The 19542-nt window shown below is 70.5% G+C and carries 17 protein-coding genes; 13 read left to right on the forward strand and 4 right to left on the reverse strand.

Annotation, left to right across the window (positions count from 1 at the left end):
• Positions 1–16 precede the first annotated feature (16 nt).
• Entirely contained in the window at positions 17–1141 is a 1125-nt protein-coding gene (locus FLV34_RS12365) for an FAD-binding oxidoreductase (protein ID WP_147943128.1), read from the forward strand.
• A 215-nt stretch (positions 1142–1356) separates the two neighbouring features.
• On the opposite strand, the gene FLV34_RS12370 is transcribed toward FLV34_RS12365, so the two are convergent.
• Together FLV34_RS12370 and FLV34_RS12375 are read right to left on the reverse strand one after the other, a co-directional pair.
• A complete protein-coding gene (locus tag FLV34_RS12370) occupies positions 1357–2514 on the reverse strand; it encodes a CdaR family transcriptional regulator (RefSeq protein ID WP_260617513.1) in 1158 nt (385 codons plus the stop codon).
• Between the two features lie 144 nt (positions 2515–2658).
• The gene (locus FLV34_RS12375) at positions 2659–2868 is read right to left on the reverse strand and encodes an EF-hand domain-containing protein (protein WP_147943129.1); all 210 of its coding nucleotides are present in this window, start codon (positions 2866–2868) and stop codon (positions 2659–2661) included.
• 119 nt (positions 2869–2987) lie between these two features.
• Between FLV34_RS12375 and FLV34_RS12380 the strand changes: the two genes are divergently transcribed.
• Positions 2988–3902, forward strand: a complete 915-nt coding sequence (locus FLV34_RS12380) for an SDR family oxidoreductase (RefSeq protein WP_142651560.1) — start codon at positions 2988–2990, stop codon at positions 3900–3902.
• A 461-nt stretch (positions 3903–4363) separates the two neighbouring features.
• On the opposite strand, the gene FLV34_RS12385 is transcribed toward FLV34_RS12380, so the two are convergent.
• Complete coding sequence (locus FLV34_RS12385; protein WP_147943130.1) at positions 4364–5533, reverse strand: cellulose binding domain-containing protein; 1170 nt, start codon at positions 5531–5533, stop codon at positions 4364–4366.
• Between the two features lie 599 nt (positions 5534–6132).
• Between FLV34_RS12385 and FLV34_RS12390 the strand changes: the two genes are divergently transcribed.
• The 11 genes from FLV34_RS12390 to FLV34_RS12440 all read left to right on the forward strand — a co-directional run bounded on the left by FLV34_RS12390 (position 6133) and on the right by FLV34_RS12440 (position 18521).
• Positions 6133–7503, forward strand: a complete 1371-nt coding sequence (locus FLV34_RS12390) for a cytochrome P450 (RefSeq protein ID WP_142651558.1) — start codon at positions 6133–6135, stop codon at positions 7501–7503.
• 14 nt (positions 7504–7517) lie between these two features.
• Positions 7518–8411 (forward strand): terpene synthase, encoded by an 894-nt coding sequence (locus tag FLV34_RS12395; protein WP_142651557.1) that lies wholly within the window; start codon positions 7518–7520, stop codon positions 8409–8411.
• A complete protein-coding gene (locus tag FLV34_RS12400) occupies positions 8408–9994 on the forward strand; it encodes a prenyltransferase/squalene oxidase repeat-containing protein (protein ID WP_260617512.1) in 1587 nt (528 codons plus the stop codon). Before FLV34_RS12395 ends, FLV34_RS12400 begins: the two co-directional genes overlap by 4 nt.
• Before the next feature lie 242 nt (positions 9995–10236).
• Positions 10237–12525, forward strand: a complete 2289-nt coding sequence (locus tag FLV34_RS12405) for a sensor histidine kinase (protein WP_261985753.1) — start codon at positions 10237–10239, stop codon at positions 12523–12525.
• Positions 12522–12956: a roadblock/LC7 domain-containing protein gene (locus FLV34_RS12410; protein WP_142651555.1), complete on the forward strand. Its 435-nt coding sequence runs from the start codon at positions 12522–12524 to the stop codon at positions 12954–12956. The genes FLV34_RS12405 and FLV34_RS12410 overlap by 4 nt, the downstream gene beginning before the upstream one ends.
• Entirely contained in the window at positions 12953–13327 is a 375-nt protein-coding gene (locus FLV34_RS12415) for a DUF742 domain-containing protein (protein WP_142651554.1), read from the forward strand. The genes FLV34_RS12410 and FLV34_RS12415 overlap by 4 nt, the downstream gene beginning before the upstream one ends.
• On the forward strand, positions 13308–13907 hold the full coding sequence (locus FLV34_RS12420) for an ATP/GTP-binding protein (RefSeq protein WP_142651553.1): 600 nt from the start codon (positions 13308–13310) through the stop codon (positions 13905–13907). Before FLV34_RS12415 ends, FLV34_RS12420 begins: the two co-directional genes overlap by 20 nt.
• A gap of 361 nt (positions 13908–14268) precedes the next feature.
• Positions 14269–15558 carry an extracellular solute-binding protein gene (locus FLV34_RS12425; RefSeq protein WP_142651552.1) on the forward strand — a complete coding sequence of 430 codons (1290 nt, stop codon included), beginning with the start codon at positions 14269–14271 and terminating at the stop codon, positions 15556–15558.
• A gap of 7 nt (positions 15559–15565) precedes the next feature.
• The gene (locus FLV34_RS12430) at positions 15566–16492 is read left to right on the forward strand and encodes a carbohydrate ABC transporter permease (RefSeq protein WP_142651551.1); all 927 of its coding nucleotides are present in this window, start codon (positions 15566–15568) and stop codon (positions 16490–16492) included.
• Positions 16489–17346 (forward strand): carbohydrate ABC transporter permease, encoded by an 858-nt coding sequence (locus FLV34_RS12435; RefSeq protein ID WP_142651550.1) that lies wholly within the window; start codon positions 16489–16491, stop codon positions 17344–17346. The genes FLV34_RS12430 and FLV34_RS12435 overlap by 4 nt, the downstream gene beginning before the upstream one ends.
• A gap of 98 nt (positions 17347–17444) precedes the next feature.
• Positions 17445–18521, forward strand: coding sequence for a GNAT family N-acetyltransferase (locus FLV34_RS12440; protein ID WP_147943132.1), 1077 nt, complete (start codon positions 17445–17447; stop codon positions 18519–18521).
• A gap of 254 nt (positions 18522–18775) precedes the next feature.
• Here FLV34_RS12440 and FLV34_RS12445 read toward each other — a convergent pair whose 3' ends face one another.
• Positions 18776–19489, reverse strand: coding sequence for a hypothetical protein (locus FLV34_RS12445; RefSeq protein WP_147943133.1), 714 nt, complete (start codon positions 19487–19489; stop codon positions 18776–18778).
• Positions 19490–19542 lie beyond the last annotated feature (53 nt).

Raw genomic sequence — 19542 nt, forward strand, 5'->3', positions numbered from 1 at the left:
GATCAAGGAGCGGTGGATGAAGTCGGCGATCGTCGTGGGGGCGGGGATCTGGGGGGCGTCGTTGGCGCTGCGGCTGGCCGACGAGGGCTGGCGCGTGACGCTTGTCGAGCAGTACGCGCCGGGTCACGTTCGTCAGGCCAGCGCCGGGGAGACCCGCCTGCTGCGCTGCGCGCACGGCTCCGACGACTGGTATCCCCGACTGGCCTGGCAGGCCCGCGACGCCTGGCGCGGGCTGGAGCAGCGGACCGGCGAGGAGCTGTTCGTCGAGTCGGGGCTGATGTGGTTCGCCCGTGACCCGGACGGCTGGGAGACGCGCAGCGCCCACGTTCTGGAGCGGCTCGACATCCCCTACGAGCTGCTCGACCCCGCCGAGGCGGCGCGGCGGTTCCCCGGCCTGCGGGGTGACGACCTCGCCTTCGTGCTGTGGGAGCCGAACGCCGGCGTGCTGCGGGCCCGGCGGGCGACGCAGGTCACCGCGCGCCTGGCCGCCGCCTCCGGCGTACGGCAGGTGCGGGCCCGGGCCGTGCCGTACGGACGAGGGGCCGGGGTCGTGGCGGACGGCGAGGTGCTGACGGCGGACCGCGTGGTGTGGGCGTGCGGCGCGTGGCTGCCGCGGCTGTTCCCGCACGAGGTGGGGCACATCGAGGTGACGCGGCAGGACACCTACCACTTCGGGGTGCCCAGGGACTGGACCACGCCGCCGCTGCCCGCGTTCTGCGACTACGACCTGTCGGCGTACGGGCACGGCGACCTGGACGGCATGGGAATGAAGATCACCGGCGACGCCGAGGGCGAGCCGTACGACCCGGAGAGCGGCGGCAGGCGGGTGCTGCGGCACACCGAGGAACAGGCCCGCGCCTACCTGGCCAGGCGGTTCCCCTCGCTGGTGGGCGCGCCGGGGGGGCTCAGCCAGGGATGCCAGTATTCGCTGACCAGGGACGCCGAATGGATCATCGCCGAGATCGACGACGGCGTCTGGCTGCTCGGCGGCGACTCCGGGCACGGGTTCAAGCACGCCCCGGTCCTGGCCGGATATGTCGCGGAGATCCTCGACGGCACGCGGGAGCCGGAGGCGCGGTTCGGCCTGCACGAGCGGCAGGCCACCCGGGGCCTGCGCACGAGCGGCGGCACCCTGTCCTGAACGCCGGGTCGTGGGCGCCGTCGTGAACGCCGGGTCGTGAAGGCCGGGTCCCGAATGCTGGGGCCTAAACGCCGGGTCGTGGGCGCCGTCGTGAACGCCGAGTCCTGAATGCCGGGTTGTGAACGCCGAGTCCTGAATGCCGGGTTGTGAACGCCGAGTCCTGAATGCCGGGTTGTGAACGCCGAGTCCTGAACGCCGGGGTCTGAAGCCGGGTCCTATGCGCCGGGCGGGTTATGGCGGGCCTGGCGGGCGCGCAGGACGATCTCCAGCTCGAACCGGACGTCGGGGTCGGCGAGCGCGTCGCCGTACAACTGCTCGATCTGGCGCAGGCGATAGCGCACGGTCTGCGGGTGGACGTGGAGCGCGGCGGCGACCTCGGCGACGCCCCGGCCGTGGCGCAGCCAGGCGAGCAGGGTCTCGGCCAGGCGGTCCTGCTGCGTCTGGCGCAGGTGGGCGAGGGGCGCGAGGCGCACCTCCGTGAGGGCGGCAACGAGGTCCTCGTCCTTGAAGACGACCAGCGTGGCCATGTGGTCGGCGCAGCGCAGCAGTCCTCGGCTGGGCAGGATGCCGCGGGTGCCGAGGTCGAGGGCCTCCCTGGCCCAGCCGAGCGAGTTCGCGGCGGCGGCGAGCGGCACGGCGGGGCCGATCGCCGCCCGCCAGCCGCGCAGCGCCTTCTCCAGTGCCTGCACCTGCCCGGGGCCGCCAGGGTCCGGCACCACGAGACACGGGACGTTGCGGTCGAGCCCGGTCAGCACGTCGGGCGGCAGCACCGGCAGGGGAGAACCGCCGTCGCGCTCCTCCAGGGCCACTCCGGCGACCGTGCGGGGGAGCCGCCAGCCGACCGCCCTCGCCAGGTCGGCGACGGCCTCCGGCGAGGCCGCCGGACGGGTGAGCACCAGGTCGAGCAGCCGCCGGCGGCGGCGCTCCATCTCGCCCGCCGCGTGCGCCCGCGCCTCGGCGAAGCCCGCCGCGGCCGCGTCGGCGAGCTGGTCGAGGTAGACGAAGATGGCCTCGCCCAGGTCGTACAGCGTGCGCGGATCGAGGCCGAGCCGCTCGGACTCCTCGGTGAGCCGCCGCCATGCGACCCGCGCGCCCAGCCGCATGGCGGTCTGGAAGGGTTCGAGGTCGCGTCCTTCGGCGGCCTCGCCCCTGCCGATCGTCCGGAAGATCTCGGGGTCCCACGGCGCACGCGGGTTTTCGATGCGTTCGAGGAACCCCTGCAGCGCCTGGTTGACGGCCAGCCGCAGGACCTTGATGTAGACCTCGTCCTCCGGGCGGGCGTATTCGGGCACCCGTCGCTGGATCTCCGCGATCACCTGGTCCGCGACCTCGCCGACGTGGGGACGCAGCAGCCTCGCGACGCCCGCCGGCACCGCGCCCCAGAACTCGTCGTGGCCTTTCAGCGCCCGCTCAACGCCCGCTCGAACGTCGGCTCGAACGCCCGCTCGAACGCCGGCTCAACGCAGCTCACTGCTCTTCACCGCTGCTCGACGCCGCTTGCTGCTCTTCACCGCTGCTCAGCGCTGGTGGCTGCTCAGCCAGGCGCCGAACTCTTCCAGGTTGATCAGGCCGTCGCGGTCGGCGTCGACCCGGTCGATCGCGCCCTGCGCCCCCTGCGGCGTCAGCGGCCGGCTGAGCACCTCCATCAGGCGTACGAGCTCCTCGGCGGAGATCCGCCCGTCCCCGTCGGCGTCGATAAGTTGAAAAGTCGCCGCATATTCGCTCATGCCGTCCTCCTCCGGGATCGCGATCAGCACCCTAGCTGAAAGCACGCTGCTGCCCCCAGGGATCGCGGTCAAGCCGCGGGACGCGATTTTGTCGGTGGCGGGTGCCAGCATGTCGTCTCATGACGAGCAGCCTGGAGGGGAAGGTCGCACTGGTGGCCGGGGCGACCCGGGGCGCGGGACGCGGCATCGCGGTCGAGCTGGGCGCGGCGGGTGCGACGGTCTACGTGACCGGCCGCAGCACGCGCGAGCGGCGCTCGGAGATGAACCGGCCGGAGACGATCGAGGAGACGGCGGAGCTGGTGACCGCCGCCGGCGGGCGGGGGATCGCCGTGCCGGTCGACCACCTCGACCGCGAGCAGGTGCGGGCCCTCGTGGCGCGGATCGACGCCGAGCAGGGCGGGCTCGACGTGCTGGTCAACGACATCTGGGGCGGCGAGCTGCTGTTCAGCTGGAGCGACCGGCTCTGGGAGCACTCGCTCGACGACGGCCTGCGCATTCTGCGGCTGGCGATCGACACGCACATCATCACCAGCCATTACGCGCTGCCGCTGCTGATCCGCAGGCCGGGTGGTCTGGTGGTCGAGGTCACCGACGGCACGGCGGAATACAACGCCGCCAACTATCGCGTCTCGTTCTTCTACGACCTCGCGAAGACGTCCGTCAACCGCATGGCGTTCGCCCAGGCCAAGGAGCTGGCGCCGTACGGCGCGACCGCGGTGTCGCTCACGCCGGGCTGGCTGCGCTCGGAGCTCATGCTGGAACACTTCGGCGTGACCGAGGCCAACTGGCGGGACGCGCTGGCCAAGGTGCCGCACTTCGCCATCTCCGAGACCCCGGCCTTCGTGGGACGCGCGGTCGCGGCGCTGGCCGCCGACCCGGAGGTGAGCCGCTGGAACGGGCAGTCGCTGTCCAGCGGTCAACTGGCCCAGGTGTACGGCTTCACCGACGTGGACGGCAGCCGCCCCGACTGCTGGCGCTACATGGTGGAGGTCCAGGACCCCGGCCGCCCCGCCGACGTCACCGGCTACCGATGACGGAGCCGGTCCGGGCTCCGGGCTCCGGGGCCCGGGGTGGCTGTCGCTGTGGCGCCGGTTTCCGGACGGGCTCGTCCTCGCGGTCCGGCCCGGCGGCTCCACGCGCTTTCCGTGCGGCGCGGCATTTCCGGGCAGCACGGTGTTTCCGCGCGGCACGGTGTTTCCGGGCGGCGCGGCACCGGCCGGAGCCTCCGGTCCACGCGAGGTCCTGCTCGGCCGGCCGGGTGAAAATGCGTGTCCCCCGGGCACGCGAAAGGGGGGCACCGGAGAACATCGGATGTATGTGCCTGCCGGCCCGGGCTGCCGCGCCGGAAGACGGCCTGCCGGGCGGTCGGCACGCCGAGGATGGTCCGGCGGGCGGTTTGCCGCCGCTGGGGATGGCCTGTCGGGCGGGCCACTCGCGCCGGGGGCGGAATGCCGGGCCGGGCCGCCGGCTTGAGGGCGGCCCGGGGTGATCGGGGTCAGGCGGTCGTGCAGGCGGGCGTGGGGGCCGAGTTCGCGGAGTTCCAGGAGGCGATGAAGCCGAAGGTGGTGCTCGCGCCTGCGCCGAGCGAGCCGTTCCAGCTCTCGTTCTTCACGGTCACGCTCGCCCCGCTCTGGGTGGCCTTGCCGCCCCACGCCTGGGTGATCTGCTGCCCGTCGCCGTAGGTCCAGGTCACGGTCCAGGCGCTGACGGAAGAGGCGCCGGTGTTGTTGACCGTGACCTCACCCTGGAAACCGCCGCCCCACTGGTTGACGATCTTGTAGGTCGCGCCGCAGCCCGAGGAGCCGGACGACGGCGACGGGGACGGCGAGGGTGACGGGGACGGGGACGGCGACCGGGTCGGTGAGGGTGACGGGGACGGCGACCGGGTCGGTGAGGGTGACGGGGACGGCGACCGGGTCGGTGAGGGTGACGGGGACGGCGACCGGGTCGGCGAGGGGCTGGGTGACGGCGTGGCCCCGCTGAGCAGTGCCGCCAGCGCCGGATACCACGTGTCCGCCATCTTCTGGTTGCCGCTGTCGTTGGGGTGCACGCCGTCATAGGTGTCCGTGCTCGTGCTGAAGCCGGTCCACTGGTCGACGACCACGATCGGGGAGGCCGCCGTGGTCTTCGAAGCGGCCCAGCCCGGGATCGCGTTGTTCAGGGCGACGGTCCGCTGCGCGCACTCGGGGCAGGTGCTCGGGTTCATCGGGATGATCTCGGCGACCAGGATCTTCATGTTCGGGTTGCTCGCCCGCATCTGGTCCACGAGCTTGCTGTAGGCCGCGAGGATCGTGTCGGTGGACCTGTTGCTCCACACGTCGTTCGTGCCGAAGTGCATCATCACGATGTCGGGACGGGTCGCCGAGAGCCAGCCCGGGAGCTGGTTCTGGTCGGCGACGTTCGTGACGAGGGCACCGCCGTGGCCCTCGTTGTCACCGTCGTACGGCACGCCGCATCCCTGGGCGGGCAGCGTCCCGACCATGTCGATGTTGGTGAAACCGCCGTTCTGCAGCTTGTTCCACAACAGGGCCCGCCAGCAGCCGGGCGACCCGGTGATCGAGTCGCCCAGGGGCATGATCCGCACCGGCGCCGCCTCGGCGGGCCGGGCGACGAGCAACCCGAGCACCACGAGCAGGGCCGCCACCACCGCATTTCTCTTCGACATCGCGTCTCTCCCTCGTCCTGTCCGGCGCGATGGTAGAGAGCGCTCGGTCGCCCGCCCTAGGGGCGAGATGCGGTAAAAGCCCTGACCAGCGGCTATGTATGTACGGTTCATCCGATGACTTGCCCGCAGACGGTCGTGTCCCGGCGGCCGGCCGGGTCCCATCGGGCACGTGAGACACAGCCGCCCCGGCTTCACCGCCTGCGGCGATGCCAGGTTCCACCTCGCCGTACGACCGAATATGCTGCACGTCGGTCTACTTTTCGCACGTCACCGAGAGGATTCGGTCCCCATGTACAAGGAGTTCCTCGGCGAGGTCGTGGTGTGGCTGATTCCCATCGTCATCCTCGTGGGCATCGCGCTGCTGGTGACCAGCCACGCCTGACGACACGTCCTGAAGAAGGGCCGGGCCATAAGGCCCGGTCCTTCCCTCATTTAGGCCCCGGAAAACCTCTCACACGTCACTTTGGGGCAAAGTGCGCCATCGCCGCATCTCCCGCCCCATAGGACAAAAGTGTCACTCCCCTGCAATCTTGATCAAATGGAGTGGATCATGTGATACTTCGCGGGCGGTGTGATCGTCAGGTGGGGAGCAAGTCGGAATGCCGATCGATGTTGACGTGAACGCGGTCCGACAACCGAGAACTCTTCCGCTCCGGCAGGTGCTTCCCGCGATCCTCCGTGATCCGGTGAGCGCTGTCCTCCAGATCGGCCGGGAGTCCGGCGGCGACGTCGTCAGGGTGAACCTCGGCCCCTTCCGGCCTTACCTGATCACGCATCCAGATCACCTGCAGCACGTCCTGCGCGGCAACTCCGCCAACTATCGGCGTGACGGCGTCCTCTGGAAGCCGTTGCACCGGCTGTTCGGGGAGAGCGTCATGGCGGACGGCCCCGCTTGGGAGGAGAGCCGCAGGGTTCTGCAGCCCGTGTTCACGGCGAAGAACGTCGAGGCGCTCGCCGCCCGCATGGCGGAGGCGGCCGGCGAAGGGATCGACGAGCTCGCCGCACCGGCCCGGTCGGGCCTGCCGATCGACGTCCCGTCGGCGATGGCGCGGATCGTCAACAGGGTCGTGATGCGGATCTTCTTCGGCGACAAGATCAGCATGGCGGACGCCCAGCGGCTCGCCCCGGCGTTCGACGCGGTCGGCACGTCCGTCATATTCCGCTACCTGCTGCCGTTCGTCCCCTATCGCGTCCCGCTACCCGGAGACCGCGCCTTCGGGAACGCCGTGCGGACGATCGACGACGTCGTGATCCCGCTCGTGGACCGGCACAAGGACAAGCCGGGGGACGGCGACGACATCGTCTCCGTCCTGTGCCGGGCCGCGGGCTCGGCGGGCGGCGGGCCGGACGCCGCCCGGTGGGTGCGCGACAACCTGGTCGCCATGCTGGCCACCGCCACCGAGACCACGGCGGGTGCGCTCACCTGGCTGTGGCCCCTGCTGCAGGCGCATCCCGAGGTGGCCGCGAGCTTGCGGCAGGAGATCGGCCACGTGGTCGGCGACGGTCCCGTACGGCCCGCCCACCTGGCGGCCCTGCCGTACACGAAGCAGGTCGTGCAGGAACTGCTGCGGTTGTTCCCCGTGGGCTGGCTGTTCCCACGGATGGTCGTCGAGCCGGAGGTCCTCGGCGGAGTGCTGCTCAAGAAGGGCGAGACGATCGTCATCAGCCCCTTCATCACCCACCGCATGGAGGCGTTCTGGGAGCGGCCGGAGGAGTTCGATCCCGGCCGCTTCTCCGGGCGCCGGTCATCGGGCCGGCACAGGTACGCGTACTTCCCGTTCGGCGGAGGCCCTCATCAGTGTCTCGGTATGCACGTCTTCATGCTGGAGGCCCAACTGATCATCGCCGGCATCCTCAGCCGCTTCGACCTGCTCTCCTGCACCCCGGAGGTGGCCACGCCCCAGATGGGAGCCTCGCTGCGGCCACGCCAGCGGGTCGAGATCACCCTGCGCCCCCTTCCTCGCACCTGATCGGGACCTCACACATGAAGAAGCTGACAGGAGACGAGCTCCGGGCGGCACGGGAGTGCGGTGCCGCCGCGGCCGTGTCCGCCGAGCTCACGCGGGATCTGCGCGAGTGCCGGGACGCCCACCCCGGTCTCTTCCCCGCGCGGCCGTTCGACTCGGCGCTGTTCAGCGCGGTCGCGCAGGCGAACGCGTTCGGCGCGCCGTGGGCGAGCGCCGACCGGCTGCGCATCGCGAGCCGTACGGCGCTGTGGATCTTCGCGCTCGACTGGCTGCTCGACTACAAGGCGACGTCACGGGACGAGGTGGACCTTCTCGTCCGCGGCTGCCTGGCGGTGGCGGACGGCTCCCCGCCGCCGCAGGACTTCCCCCTGGGCCGCTTCCTCGCCGAGATCCGGGACGAGCTCGCGGCGGGGCCCGCGTTCGCCGGCCGTGAGGCCGTCTGGCGGGAGGAACTGCGGCGGATGCTGTCGGCCATGGCCCGGGAGTGGGAGTGGAAGACGGCCGCCCGCGAGGGGACGCCGCTGCCGACCCTGGACGAGTATCTCGACAACGCGGACAACTTCGGCTCGTCCTTCGTCAACGTGTCCCACTGGATCCGGGGCGCGGATCCGGCCGCGCTGGGCCGGCTCGACGAGCTCAGGGCCGCGAGCGGCCAGGTGCAGCGCGTTCTCCGCCTGCTCAACGACCTCGCCACGTACGAGCGGGACCTCGCCTGGGGCGATCTCAACGCGCGGATGCTCTGCTCGGGCCGGGAGGAGATCGCCGAACTCGTCGGCGTCCTGGTCGACGGGTGCGGCGAGCTCCTGGAGCCGCTGCGCGACGTCTGCCCGGACGAGGTGGTCTATCTGGAAAGGCAGATCGGGTACAGCATGGGCTTCTACGGGATCACCGACTACTGGGGTGGGCTGTGAGCGTCGGCGGCCTGACCTATCCCAAGGCGATCGACGTGGCGGCCGCGGCCGCCGAGCTGGTAACCGATCTCATGGTCCGGCCATGGGGCACGGTCTCCCCTTCGGTGTACGAGACCGGGCGGCTGGTGAGCCTGGCGCCGTGGCTGGTGGGCCATGCGGAGCGGGTGCGGTTCCTGGTGGACTGCCAGCGGCCCGACGGATCCTGGGGCGGGCCGGAGGGATACTCCCTCGTCCCGACGCTGAGCGCGACCGAAGCGCTCCTGTGCGCGCTGACGCGGGGAGAGCCCGATGACGAGAAGCTCGCGACGGCCGCCGGCCGAGGGCTGGACTATCTGCTCGGCTGGCCGCCGCAGGGCACCGCGCCGATGTTCCCCGACATGCCGGCGATCGAGCTGATCGTGCCCGCGCTGGTCGAGCTGGTCAACGCGCACCTCGACACGCTGGCCGAACGGGACGTGCCGCGGCTCGCCGGGCGTCCGAGGCTGCGGCTGCCCGCGGGCATGAACGACCGCGTGCTCGCCGCGGTCAGGTCAAGGGTCGGCTCCGGCGCGGAACTGCCACAGAAGCTCATGCACGCGCTGGAGGTGGCCGGTGCCGCCGCCCATGGGGCCCCGGGCGTCCAGCCGACCTCGATCGGCACCGTCGGCGCATCTCCGGCCGCCACCGCCGCCTGGCTCGGCGGCCGTGCGCTGCCGGATCACGGCACCGCGGCCCGGCGGCACCTGGAGGCGGTCGCCCGGCGGTACGGCGGGCCGGTCCCCGTGGGCCTGCCGATCACGGTCTTCGAGCGCGGCTGGGTGCTGAGCTGGCTCGCCCGTGCGGGGATCCCCTTCGACGTGCCGCCGGAGATGCTGGCGGACCTGCGGGCCGCGATCCAGCCGGTCGGCACGCCCGCCGGAGCCGGTCTGCCGCCGGACGCCGACACCACGTCGGTCGCGCTGTACGCCCTCGCGCTCCTCGGCATGCCGTTCGAGCCGGGCAGCCTGTGGGCCTTCCGCACCGACACCCATTTCTGCACCTGGCAGGGGGAGGAGGGGGCGTCGGTCAGTGTGAACGCTCACGTGCTCGACGCCCTCGGAGAGTACGCGAAGGTGCGGCCGGAGGCCGCCGGGCGCTACCGGCCCGACATGGACGCGATCGGGGCCTGGCTCTGCGAGCGCCAGCAGCCGGAGGGGTGGTGGGACGACCGATGGCACGCCTCGCCCTACTACGCGACCGTGTCCTGCGCGCTGGCGCTGGACGCCTTCGGCGGCGCCGGCTGCGCGCCCTCCGTACGGCGGGCCGTGCGATGGGTGCTGGAGACCCAGCGGGCCGACGGATCCTGGGGTCGCTGGGGCGGCACCAGGGAAGAGACGGCCTACGCGATGCAACTGCTGCTGCTCACGGGGGAGGACGAGCTCGTCGCGGAGGCGGCCGCCAGGGGATACGACTACCTGCTCCGGGCGGGCGAGGCCGACGACCCGCCGTTGTGGCACGATAAGGATCTCTACCTGCCGGCGGCGGTGGTCAGAGCCGCGATCCTCGCGGCCCTGCACCTCGCACAGTCCAGTGGACTTGTTGTGGACAGGCACCGTCAAGTATGATCATCGGGTCGCTTGATCACGCTATATAGGCATACATTCGTACATTTGCCCCAAATGGCGTACATAATGCGGCCTTGAGCGATTTTCTGTCCATTGCTAAGGTGGCGGGGCGTGGCGCGGCTATAAATGTTGGGCGATGTCCGCCGCCCTAGCGATGAGCTTCTGGTTAATCGCCGGGAAACGCGCTATGACGGCTTTTCATATGTCGCTTGGTGGGTGTTATGCGCTTCCGCAACTCGCGCGTGCGGACCAAAGTCACGGCCCTGCTCGTGTCGCTTGCGGCACTGTGGATCTTCGCCGCCTGGGTGACCGTGCGGGACGGTCTCAACCTCGCGTGGGTGGCGGTCTACAACAGCAACGTCGCTCAGCCGAGCGAGTCGCTGCTGGTGGAGCTGCAGAAGGAGCGGCGCCTGACGGTATCCCGCCTGGTGAGCCCGGTGCTGGTCTCGTCCGCCGACCTCTCCGCCCAGCGCTCCCGTACGGACGCCGCGGCCGGTGAGTTCCGCAGGCTGGCGAGCAGTGACACCCTCCGGTTCGCGGCGACCGACGAGCTGCGGAAAAGGATCGATCGCACGTTCCGGCAGCTCGACCAGCTCCGTTCGGTGCGGCACGCGGTGGACGCGCGCCAGGTGGACCGCGGCAAGGCCATCAGCGCCTACAACGGCCCCATCGACTCTCTTTTCCAGACCTACTATTCGCTCGCCACGTTGGACGACGACCAGCTCGCGAAAGACACGCGGACACTTATCAGCCTGAACTGGGCACGAGAACTTATATCGCGCGAAGATGCACTTTTGACCGGCGTCATCGCGGCGGGCAGGTTCGGCCAGGCGGAGGTCGCCCAGTTCACCCAGCTCGTCGGCGCCGAGCGCAACGTGATGGACCTGGCGAAGTCCGACCTGGAGGAGCCGCTTCCCGACGTCTACCAGCGTCTGCAGAAGAGCGCCGCGCTCAGCCAGCTCCACAGCCTGGAGGATCTGGTCGCGCAGCAGGGCCGGCCCGGTCTGCGCGCGCCCATCGGCGGGGAGCAGTGGCAGTCCGCGTCCTCGGCCGCCCTGAACCAGTTGCACGACGTCGTCAGCGGCGCGGGCGAGACGATGGTCGATCGGGCGACGCCCGTCGCCGTCGGCGTCATCACCCGGCTGGTGCTGGCCGGTGTGCTCGGCCTCGTGGCGGTCATCGCGTCGATCATCCTGTCCATCACCACGGCCCGCGCCCTGGTGCGCCAGCTCGAGAAGCTGCGCGAGGCCGCGCTCGAACTGGCCAACGAACGGCTGCCCGGAGTGGTCGCCCGCCTCGCCCAGGGCGAGAAGGTCGACGTCAAGGCCGAGGCGCCGCCGCTCGAATTCGGGCCCGACGTCATCGGCCAGGTGGGCGCGGCGTTCAACACGGTGCAGGAGACGGCCATCCGCACCGCCGTCGAGGAGGCCCAGCTCCGGCAGAGCATCCGCGACATCCTGCTCAGCCTCGCCCGTCGTACGCAGTCGCTGGTGCACCGCCAGCTCACCCTGCTCGACGTGATGGAGCGGCGCGAGTCGGACCCGGCCGAGCTGAAGGACCTGTTCCGCATCGACCACCTCGCCACCCGCATGCGGCGCAACGCGGAGAACCTCATCGTCCTGTCCGGGGCGTCTCCCGCCCGCGCCTGGCGGCGCTCGGTGCCTATGGTCGACGTCGTACGCGGCGCGCTGGCCGAGGTCGAGGACTACACCCGCGTCACCGTGATGCCGATGGGAGAGACCGCGCTCCTCGGACGCGCGGTCGGCGACGTCATCCACCTGCTCGCCGAGCTGATCGAGAACGCCGTGTCGTTCTCCCCGCCGTACACGATGGTGCAGGTGGGCGGCCAGGTGGTGGCCAGCGGCTACGCGATCGAGATCGAGGACCGCGGCCTCGGGATGAGCGCCGAGGACCTCGAAGCGACCAACCAGCGGATCGCCGACCCGCCCGAGTTCAACCTCTCGAGCACCGCCCGGCTCGGCCTGTACGTCGTCAGCCGCCTGGCCGAGCGGCACGGGATCAAGGTCTCGCTCAAGGCGTCGCCTTACGGCGGCACGACCGCGGTCGTGCTGCTGCCGCGGGACCTCGTCATCGAGGGCGGGGAGGACCTGCCCGAGGAGGAGACCGAGTCCGGCCTCCCGCGCCGCGGGACCGGCTCCCGGAAGATCGCGCTTGTCGGCGCGCCCGAGGCGGTCTCCGCACCAGTTCAGGAGGTGGTTCCCGTGCCGAGGGCTCCCGAGCCGCCCAGGCCTCTGCAGAGCGTCCCACCACCGCCCGGCGACGCCGATCCGGATCCCGACAGGCCCGCGCCCTCGGCCGGGTTCACCCCATCGGGCCTGCCCTTCCGGGTGCCGCAGGCCAACCTCGCCCCCGCGCTCGCCGAGGAGTCGAGGAACGGCGACGAGGCGGACGACGAGGAAGATCGCTCGCCGGAGGACATCCGTAAGATCATGGGCTCGTTCCAGTCGGGAACGAGGCGCGGCAGATCCGAGGCCGCGAAGCTGCTGGGTGACGAGGAGGACAACCTGTGACGCAGAAGACCGGGGCCTCCGCGGACCTCGCGTGGCTGCTGGACGATCTTGTAGCACGGGTCCGCGAGGTCGAGCACGGCATCGTGCTGTCCACCGACGGGCTGCTGCTGGCCGGCTCGCAGGGGCTTCGCACGGAGGACGCCGAGCACCTGTCGGCCGTCGCCTCCGGGCTGCAGAGCCTGGCGCGCGGCGTCGGCGAGCGCTTCCAGGGCGGATCCGTACGGCAGACCATCGTCGAGATGAAGTCGGCCTACCTGCTCGTGACCGTGGCGGGCCAGGGCGCCTGCCTGGCCGTGCTCTGCTCGGGTGACGCCGACGTCGGCCTGGTCGCGTACGAGATGGCGATGCTCGTCGCGCGCGTCGGGCAGTACCTCACCTCGCCCGCGCGGACGACGATCGACCGGACGACGGGGAGAGAGGTCCGCCTGTGAACTCCGAGTGGAGCCCGGACGAGGACCGTTTACTCGACGCGCCGACCATCCGGCCGTACGTGATCGCGCGTGGCCGTACGGAGGCGCAGGACCGCTTCGACCTCATCTCGCTCGCGGTGACGGTCCGTCCCACCACGGGGACCGAGATCGGGCTGGACCCCGAGCACCAGGCGATCGTGCGGCTGTGCCGCAGGCCGCTGTCGGTCGCGGAGATCGCGGCCCATCTCGACCTGCCGGCCGGGATCGTCCGGGTCCTCCTCGGCGACCTGTTCGACCGGGGCTACGTGGCCGTGCAGCAACCCCAACCGGAGATGGACGTGCTCGACGAGCGGATGTACAAGGCGGTGCTCGATGGCCTTCGCGCGCTCTGATTCCGGGACGACCCCGCCGAAGATGCCCACGGCGATCAAACTGCTGATCGCCGGCGGCTTCGGGGTGGGCAAGACCACGATGGTCGGCGCGGTGTCGGAGATCCGGCCGCTGCGCACGGAGGAGACGCTGACCGACCGCAGCGTCGGCGTGGACGACCTGTCCGGGGTCGAGGCGAAGGCGACCACGACGGTCGCCATGGACTTCGGCCGCATCAGCATCGGGCAGGACTTCGTCCTTTATCTCTTCGGCACCCCCGGCCAGGAGCGGTTCTGGTTCGTCTGGGACGAGCTCGCCCGGGGGGCGCTCGGCGCGGTCGTGCTGGCCGACACCCGCAGGCTCGCCGACTGCTTCCCCTCAGTGGACTACTTCGAGCGCCGCGGCACGCCGTTCGTCGTCGCGGTCAACTGTTTCGAGGGCGCTCCGGTCTTCGAGCTGGACGAGGTCAAGCTCGCGCTCAACCTCAGCCAGGACGTGCCGATCATGCTGTGCGACGCGCGCAAGCGGGAATCGGGCAAGGAAGTCCTGATCGAGCTCGTCAAGCACGCGTACGGCAAGCGGCCGACCGCCGCCGCCCGCTGACGCTTTCGCCGGCTCCTCACCCGGGGACGTCCGGGTTCTTCGGCATGCGCGGCGTTCGACCCCTTGCATGCGATTTACGTTTCGTGGCATGGTGACGTTTCCCTACCACGGTTCTCACGCGTCCCGCGTACGAGCAGGACGGTCGACGGGTTCCGGCTGTCCGTAAATGCCGCCTGATTGATCCCTATGCATCCCTTTTGAGCTGCGTCGATCGGCCGTACTTTCGTTCGCCCCCGACCGTGCGTAACAGGTGCACAACAGCCGTTGATATGTACCTAACCCCGCTGTAACGTCTGCCCCATCGCAGAAACTATCGGGCGACTGCCGAAAGTTTCGGTCGGAATCCAGAAGGGAAACCACCGTGAAGTTGAGTCGGCGAGGTGCGGCGCTCCTGGCGGCGTCGGCACTGGTCCTCGGGGGATGTGGTAGTTCGGGGGATGACGCCGCCGGAGAGGGCAAGAGCTCGGCCGGCGGCAAGGTGACCGTCGAGTTTTGGAACATCTGGACCACGGATCCCCTGAAGAGCTACGGCGCTCAGGCGATCAAGGACTTCCAGGCCTCGCACCCGAACATCACCATCAAGAGCGTTCCCTACGAGAACGAGGCGTTCAAGGCGAAGCTGACGACGCTCACGCAGTCGGGCAAGGCGCCGGACATCTTCCAGACCTGGGGTGGCGGCGTGCTCGCCCAGCAGGTCGACGCGGGCCTGGTGAGGGACCTGAGCACCGAGGCCGGTGACTGGCTCGGCACCTTCACGGACGCCGCGCTGTCGGCCTACCAGGTCGAGGGCAAGACCTACGCCATCCCCGACGACATCGGCATGGTGGGCTTCTGGTACAACAAGGCGCTCTTCAAGAAGGCCGGGATCGCCGAGCCTCCGGCGACCTGGTCGCAGCTCCTCGAGGACGTCAAGAAGCTGAAGTCGGCCGGGATCACCCCGATCGCGCTCGCCGGCAAGGACAAGTGGCCGGGTCACTACTACTGGGCCTACCTCGCAATGCGGATCGGCGGCCTTGACGCCCTCAAGCAGGCCGGTGACAGCAAGGACTTCACGGGTCCGGCGTTCGTGCAGGCGGGGCAGAAGCTCAAGGAACTGGCCGACCTCCAGCCGTTCCAGAAGGGTTACCTCGGCGCGACGTACGGCGACCCGGGCGGTCAGGCCGCGACCATGGGCGACGGCAAGGCCGCGATGGAGCTGATGGGCCAGTGGGCGCCCGCGGTCCAGAACGACGCCGGCAAGGGCCTGGGCGACGACCTCGGCTTCTTCCCCTTCCCGGCGGTCGAGGGCGGCCAGGGCGCGGTCACCGACGCGTTCGGCGGCGGCGGCGGCTTCGCGATCGGTGCCGACGCTCCGGCGGAGGCGGTCGAGTTCCTGAAGTTCCTCACCGAGAGCACCGAGCACCGCAAGGCCGTCGCGACCGGCGGCTTGCTCCCGGTGCTGAAGGGCGAGGAGGACGCGGTCACCGACCCGAACCTCAGCGTGGTCGCCAAGAACCTCGCCACCGCCACCGGCTTCCAGCTCTACCTCGACCAGGCGTTCCCGCCGGCCGTCGGCCAGGAGGTCAACGACTCCGTGGCCGAGCTGATCGCCGGCACCAAGACGCCGGAGCAGGTGGCGCAGGCCATCACGGAAACGGCGAAGTCGGAGTAACTGTCGCGTGAAGACGACGAGACCCCGGAGCCTCAGGCTCCGGGGGTTCACCACTGTCCTTCTGTTCCTGCTTCCCGCGCTTGTGCTCTTCTTCGGGCTCGTCGTGGCCCCGATCCTGCTCGCCTTCTACGCGAGCGTGTTCAAGTGGAACGGCATGCGCGGGCTGCCGACGGACTTCATCGGCCTGGCGAACTTCACCAAGCTGCTGGCCGACGAGGTCTTCCTCGGGGACCTGTGGCGCGGGCTCCTGCTGATCATCCTGTCGCTGGTGATCCAGCTTCCCCTCTCGCTGGGCACCGCCATGCTGCTCAACCAGAGGATCCGCGGCCGGGCGTTCTTCCGCCTGCTGTTCTTCGCCCCGTACGTGCTGTCCGAGGCGATCACCGCGGTCCTCTTCATGATGATCCTGTCGCCCACCGAGGGCCTGGCCAACTACATCCTCGGCTGGTTCGGCATCGACCCCCTCGACTGGTTCGCCGACCCGTCGTCGGTCATGATGTCGGTGTTCATCGTCATGACCTGGAAGTACTTCGGCTTCCACATGATCTTGTACATCGCCGGCCGCCAGGGCATCCCGAGGGAGCTCACCGAGGCCGCGCAGATCGACGGCGCGACGGGGTGGAAGGTCTTCCGCTACGTCACGCTGCCGCTGCTCGGGCCCACGATCCGCATCAGCGTGTTCCTGTCGGTCATCGGTGCGATCCAGCTCTTCGACCTGGTCTGGATCATCACCGGCGGAGGCCCCTCGCACTCCTCCGAGACCATGGCCGTCACGATGTTCCAGTTCGGCTTCAAACGCTTCCAGGTCGGCTACGCGAGCGCGATCAGCGTGGTGATGTTCCTCATCAGCCTCGTGTTCGCGGTGTTCTACCAGAGATACGTCATGCGCCGCGACCTCGAAGGAGCGAGCACCGTGCTGAGGGACCAGCGATGAGCGCCAACCGTCACAAGCAGTCGCCGACGTCGGGCGGTCTGCTGCGCAGCCTGTCCCTGCACACCATCGTCGTGATCACGGCGCTGTTCGTCGGCATCCCGCTGGTGTACGGCGTGCTCGGCGGGTTCAAGACCACCGCCCAGTTGTCGAGCAACCCGATCGGTCTGCCCAGCCCCTGGGTGCCGGAAAACTACACCAGCGTGCTCGCCTCGTCGTCGTTCTGGCAGATGCTCTGGAACAGCACCTACATCGCCGTGCTGACCACGCTCGTGGTCGTCGCGGTGTCCGCGCTGGCGGCCTTCGTGTTCGCGCGCTTCGCCTTCCGGGGGCGTGAGGCGCTGTTCACGATGTTCGCCGCCGGGCTGATGTTCCCGTTCGCGGTGGCGATCCTGCCGCTGTTCGTGCTGCTGCGGATGTTCGGGCTGCTCGACAACCCGCTCGGCGTGATCCTCCCGCAGGCCGCCTTCGGCATGCCGATGACGATCATCATCCTGCGCGGCTTCTTCCGGGCCATCCCGGGAGAGATCGAGGAGGCGGCGATCCTCGACGGGTGCTCCCCGTTCGGGTTCTTCTGGCGGATCCTGCTGCCGATGGCCCGGCCCGCGATCGCCACGGTCTCCGTGCTCGCGGTCGTGAACAGCTGGAACCAGTTCATGCTGCCGCTCGTGGTGTTCAGTGACGACAGCCTGTTCACCATCCCGCTGGGCGTCCAGCAGTTCCAGGGGCAGTACGCCACGGACGTCGCACGGGTCATGGCCTACATCGTGGTCGCGATGCTGCCCGCCCTCGGCTTCTACGCCGTGGCCGAGCGCCAGCTCGTCAGCGGCCTGACCGCGGGGGCCATCAAGGGCTGACCCGAGCGGACAGCCGTACGGGGTGGGCGGACGTCGCGATCCCCCTGCACGCGCCCTATGGTGATCGGGACATAGGGCGAAACCGCAGGGGGAGACCGATGGCGGAACCGATCGTCCGCCCCGCCGCCGGAGCCGACATGGCCGGCGTACGTGCCGTCGCCGGCCACTTCGGCCTCCTGGATCTGTGGCCGGAGCGGCCGGACTTCGTGGACGCGGAACGCGAGTTCGGCGAGGTGCTCGTCGGCGAGGTGGACGGCACGATCGCGGGGTTCGGCGGCACGCTGCGCCGGGGGACGGTCACGCACCTCGGAGACCTTTTCGTCCTGCCCGGCCACCAGTCGTCGAGGCTGGGCCGCACGATCCTGTCCCGCCTGCTGCCCGCCGGCACGCCCAAGGTCACCTTCGCGTCGGCCGACAGGAGGGCGCTCGCCCTCTACATCAGGCACGGGATGCGCCCGCGCTGCCCACTCTTCTACCTGACGCGCAGGCCGCCCGGCGACCAGGAGACGCCAGAGGATGCAGACTTTCCGGCGTCTGGGGTAGCTGACATGCGGGCGGCGGATGTCGGGGTGGCGCCGGGGGGTGCGGACTTTAGGGTGCCCGGGGCGGCGGATGTCGGGGTGGTGCCGGGGAATGCGAACCCTCAGATGCCCGGGGTAGCGAATGCGCGGACGGCGCCGGGAGATGCGGACGTCCACGCGGCGGCGGTCTTGGACGCCCATGTCTCCGGCGGCGACCGCACCTCGACCCTCACCTGGTACGCCGGGCTGCCCGGGGTGACCCTGCACGTCAGCGACTCGGGTTACGCGTTCGCCAGGACGGCCGGAGACCAGGTCGTCATCGGACCGGCCGGGGGCGTGACCCCGCAGGACTGCGCCGACATCGTGCTGGAGGCGGCGAACGCCCACCACCGCACCGCACCGATCCACGGGCCGGTTCATGGGCCGGACCACAAGCCGGTGCATGCGCCGGGCTGTCTACCCGGCCCCGCGCCGGTTCACGGGCCGGGCCGCATGCCGGGCCGCATGCCGATCCATGTGGCGGTGCCGGGCGCGCATCCGCTGCTCGCCCTGCTGCTGGAGGACGGCTGGCGCATCGGCGACATGGACACGCTGATGACCAGCGAGGACGTCATGCGGCTCGACTGCTACATCCCGCATCCCGATCTCGGCTGAAAGGCCGCGGCCCCCGTCCCCGGCCAGGGGGATACCGGGGAAGGGGGCAGCGCGGCTTCGCCGCGTCCGGCAAGTGCCGGCCGGCGCGTCCGGGGCTTGCTGGTCAGCGCGTTCCGGGCTTTCCGGACTGCGTATTCCGAGTCGGTCGGCTTGGCCGTCACATCCCGGGCCTGCCGGGCGGCGCGTCCCGGGCGTGCCGAGCGGCATGTCTCGGGCCTGCTGATTTGCGCATCCGGGGTCTCATGGCCCTGTCGTCACAGCTTGCGGAGGTAGCGGGCGGAGGCCCAGCCGGGGATGCCGTCGCCGGTGTCCACGGCCACCCAGCCGTGGGTGGCGTCACACGCCCCGGGGATGTTCCCGTCGGCCCGCCGCAGTTTGCCGACACGGGCATGGTGGATGCCGGCACCCTCGCGGACGTTGAGGAAGCTTCCCTTGCGCACGTGCCGGAGGCGGTAGACGCACGAGAGCGAGGGCCGCCCGCTCAGATCGAGCCGGTGGAGGTAGCGGGCGGCGGCGTAACCCGAGGTCCCGTCGGCGGTCTTCACCGCGATCCAGCCGCTGGTGGCGGTGCAGGCGCCGGAGAATCCTCCGTCGGCGGGCCGCAGCTTGGCGAGGGGGGCGTGGCGGATGCCGGCGCCGTCGCGGACGTTGAGGAAGCCTCCCTTGCGTACGCCCCTGAGCCGGTAGGTGCACACGAGACCGGGCCCCTGCTGGGCCAGGTGCACGACCTGCCCGTACGGCCCCGACGCGGTGGGATCACCGGGGCCGGGAGGCCGGACCGCCGCGGCCCCCGAGCCGGGATGCCCCCGGACGCCCGACGCCGGGTCGGTCGCGATCCTTGGTGTGAGGTGCCCCCCGGTGTCGGAACCGGCCGGTCCCGCGAGGGCCGGCGCGGGCCGGCCCGCGACGAGCCACCCCGTGGCGGCCAACGTCACCAGCGCGGGAACGATGCTCTTCGCCACTGTCACGATCTCTCCCTTCGGTCGGCATCGTCCACGCCCGGCCGGGGGGACCCGGGCCT

Source organism: Microbispora sp. CSR-4 (genome assembly GCF_008033685.1).
GTDB lineage: Bacteria > Actinomycetota > Actinomycetes > Streptosporangiales > Streptosporangiaceae > Microbispora.

Excerpts from the sequence above, each read along its gene's own strand:
- FLV34_RS12365 (WP_147943128.1), top strand. The coding sequence starts at position 17 with ATGAAGTCGGCGATCGTCGTGGGGGCGGGGATCTGGGGGGCGTCGTTG.
- FLV34_RS12375 (WP_147943129.1), bottom strand. The coding sequence starts at position 2,868 with ATGAGCGAATATGCGGCGACTTTTCAACTTATCGACGCCGACGGGGAC.
- FLV34_RS12380 (WP_142651560.1), top strand. The coding sequence starts at position 2,988 with ATGACGAGCAGCCTGGAGGGGAAGGTCGCACTGGTGGCCGGGGCGACC.
- FLV34_RS12385 (WP_147943130.1), bottom strand. The coding sequence starts at position 5,533 with ATGTCGAAGAGAAATGCGGTGGTGGCGGCCCTGCTCGTGGTGCTCGGG.
- FLV34_RS12390 (WP_142651558.1), top strand. The coding sequence starts at position 6,133 with ATGCCGATCGATGTTGACGTGAACGCGGTCCGACAACCGAGAACTCTT.
- FLV34_RS12395 (WP_142651557.1), top strand. The coding sequence starts at position 7,518 with ATGAAGAAGCTGACAGGAGACGAGCTCCGGGCGGCACGGGAGTGCGGT.
- FLV34_RS12420 (WP_142651553.1), top strand. The coding sequence starts at position 13,308 with ATGGCCTTCGCGCGCTCTGATTCCGGGACGACCCCGCCGAAGATGCCC.
- FLV34_RS12435 (WP_142651550.1), top strand. The coding sequence starts at position 16,489 with ATGAGCGCCAACCGTCACAAGCAGTCGCCGACGTCGGGCGGTCTGCTG.
- FLV34_RS12440 (WP_147943132.1), top strand. The coding sequence starts at position 17,445 with ATGGCGGAACCGATCGTCCGCCCCGCCGCCGGAGCCGACATGGCCGGC.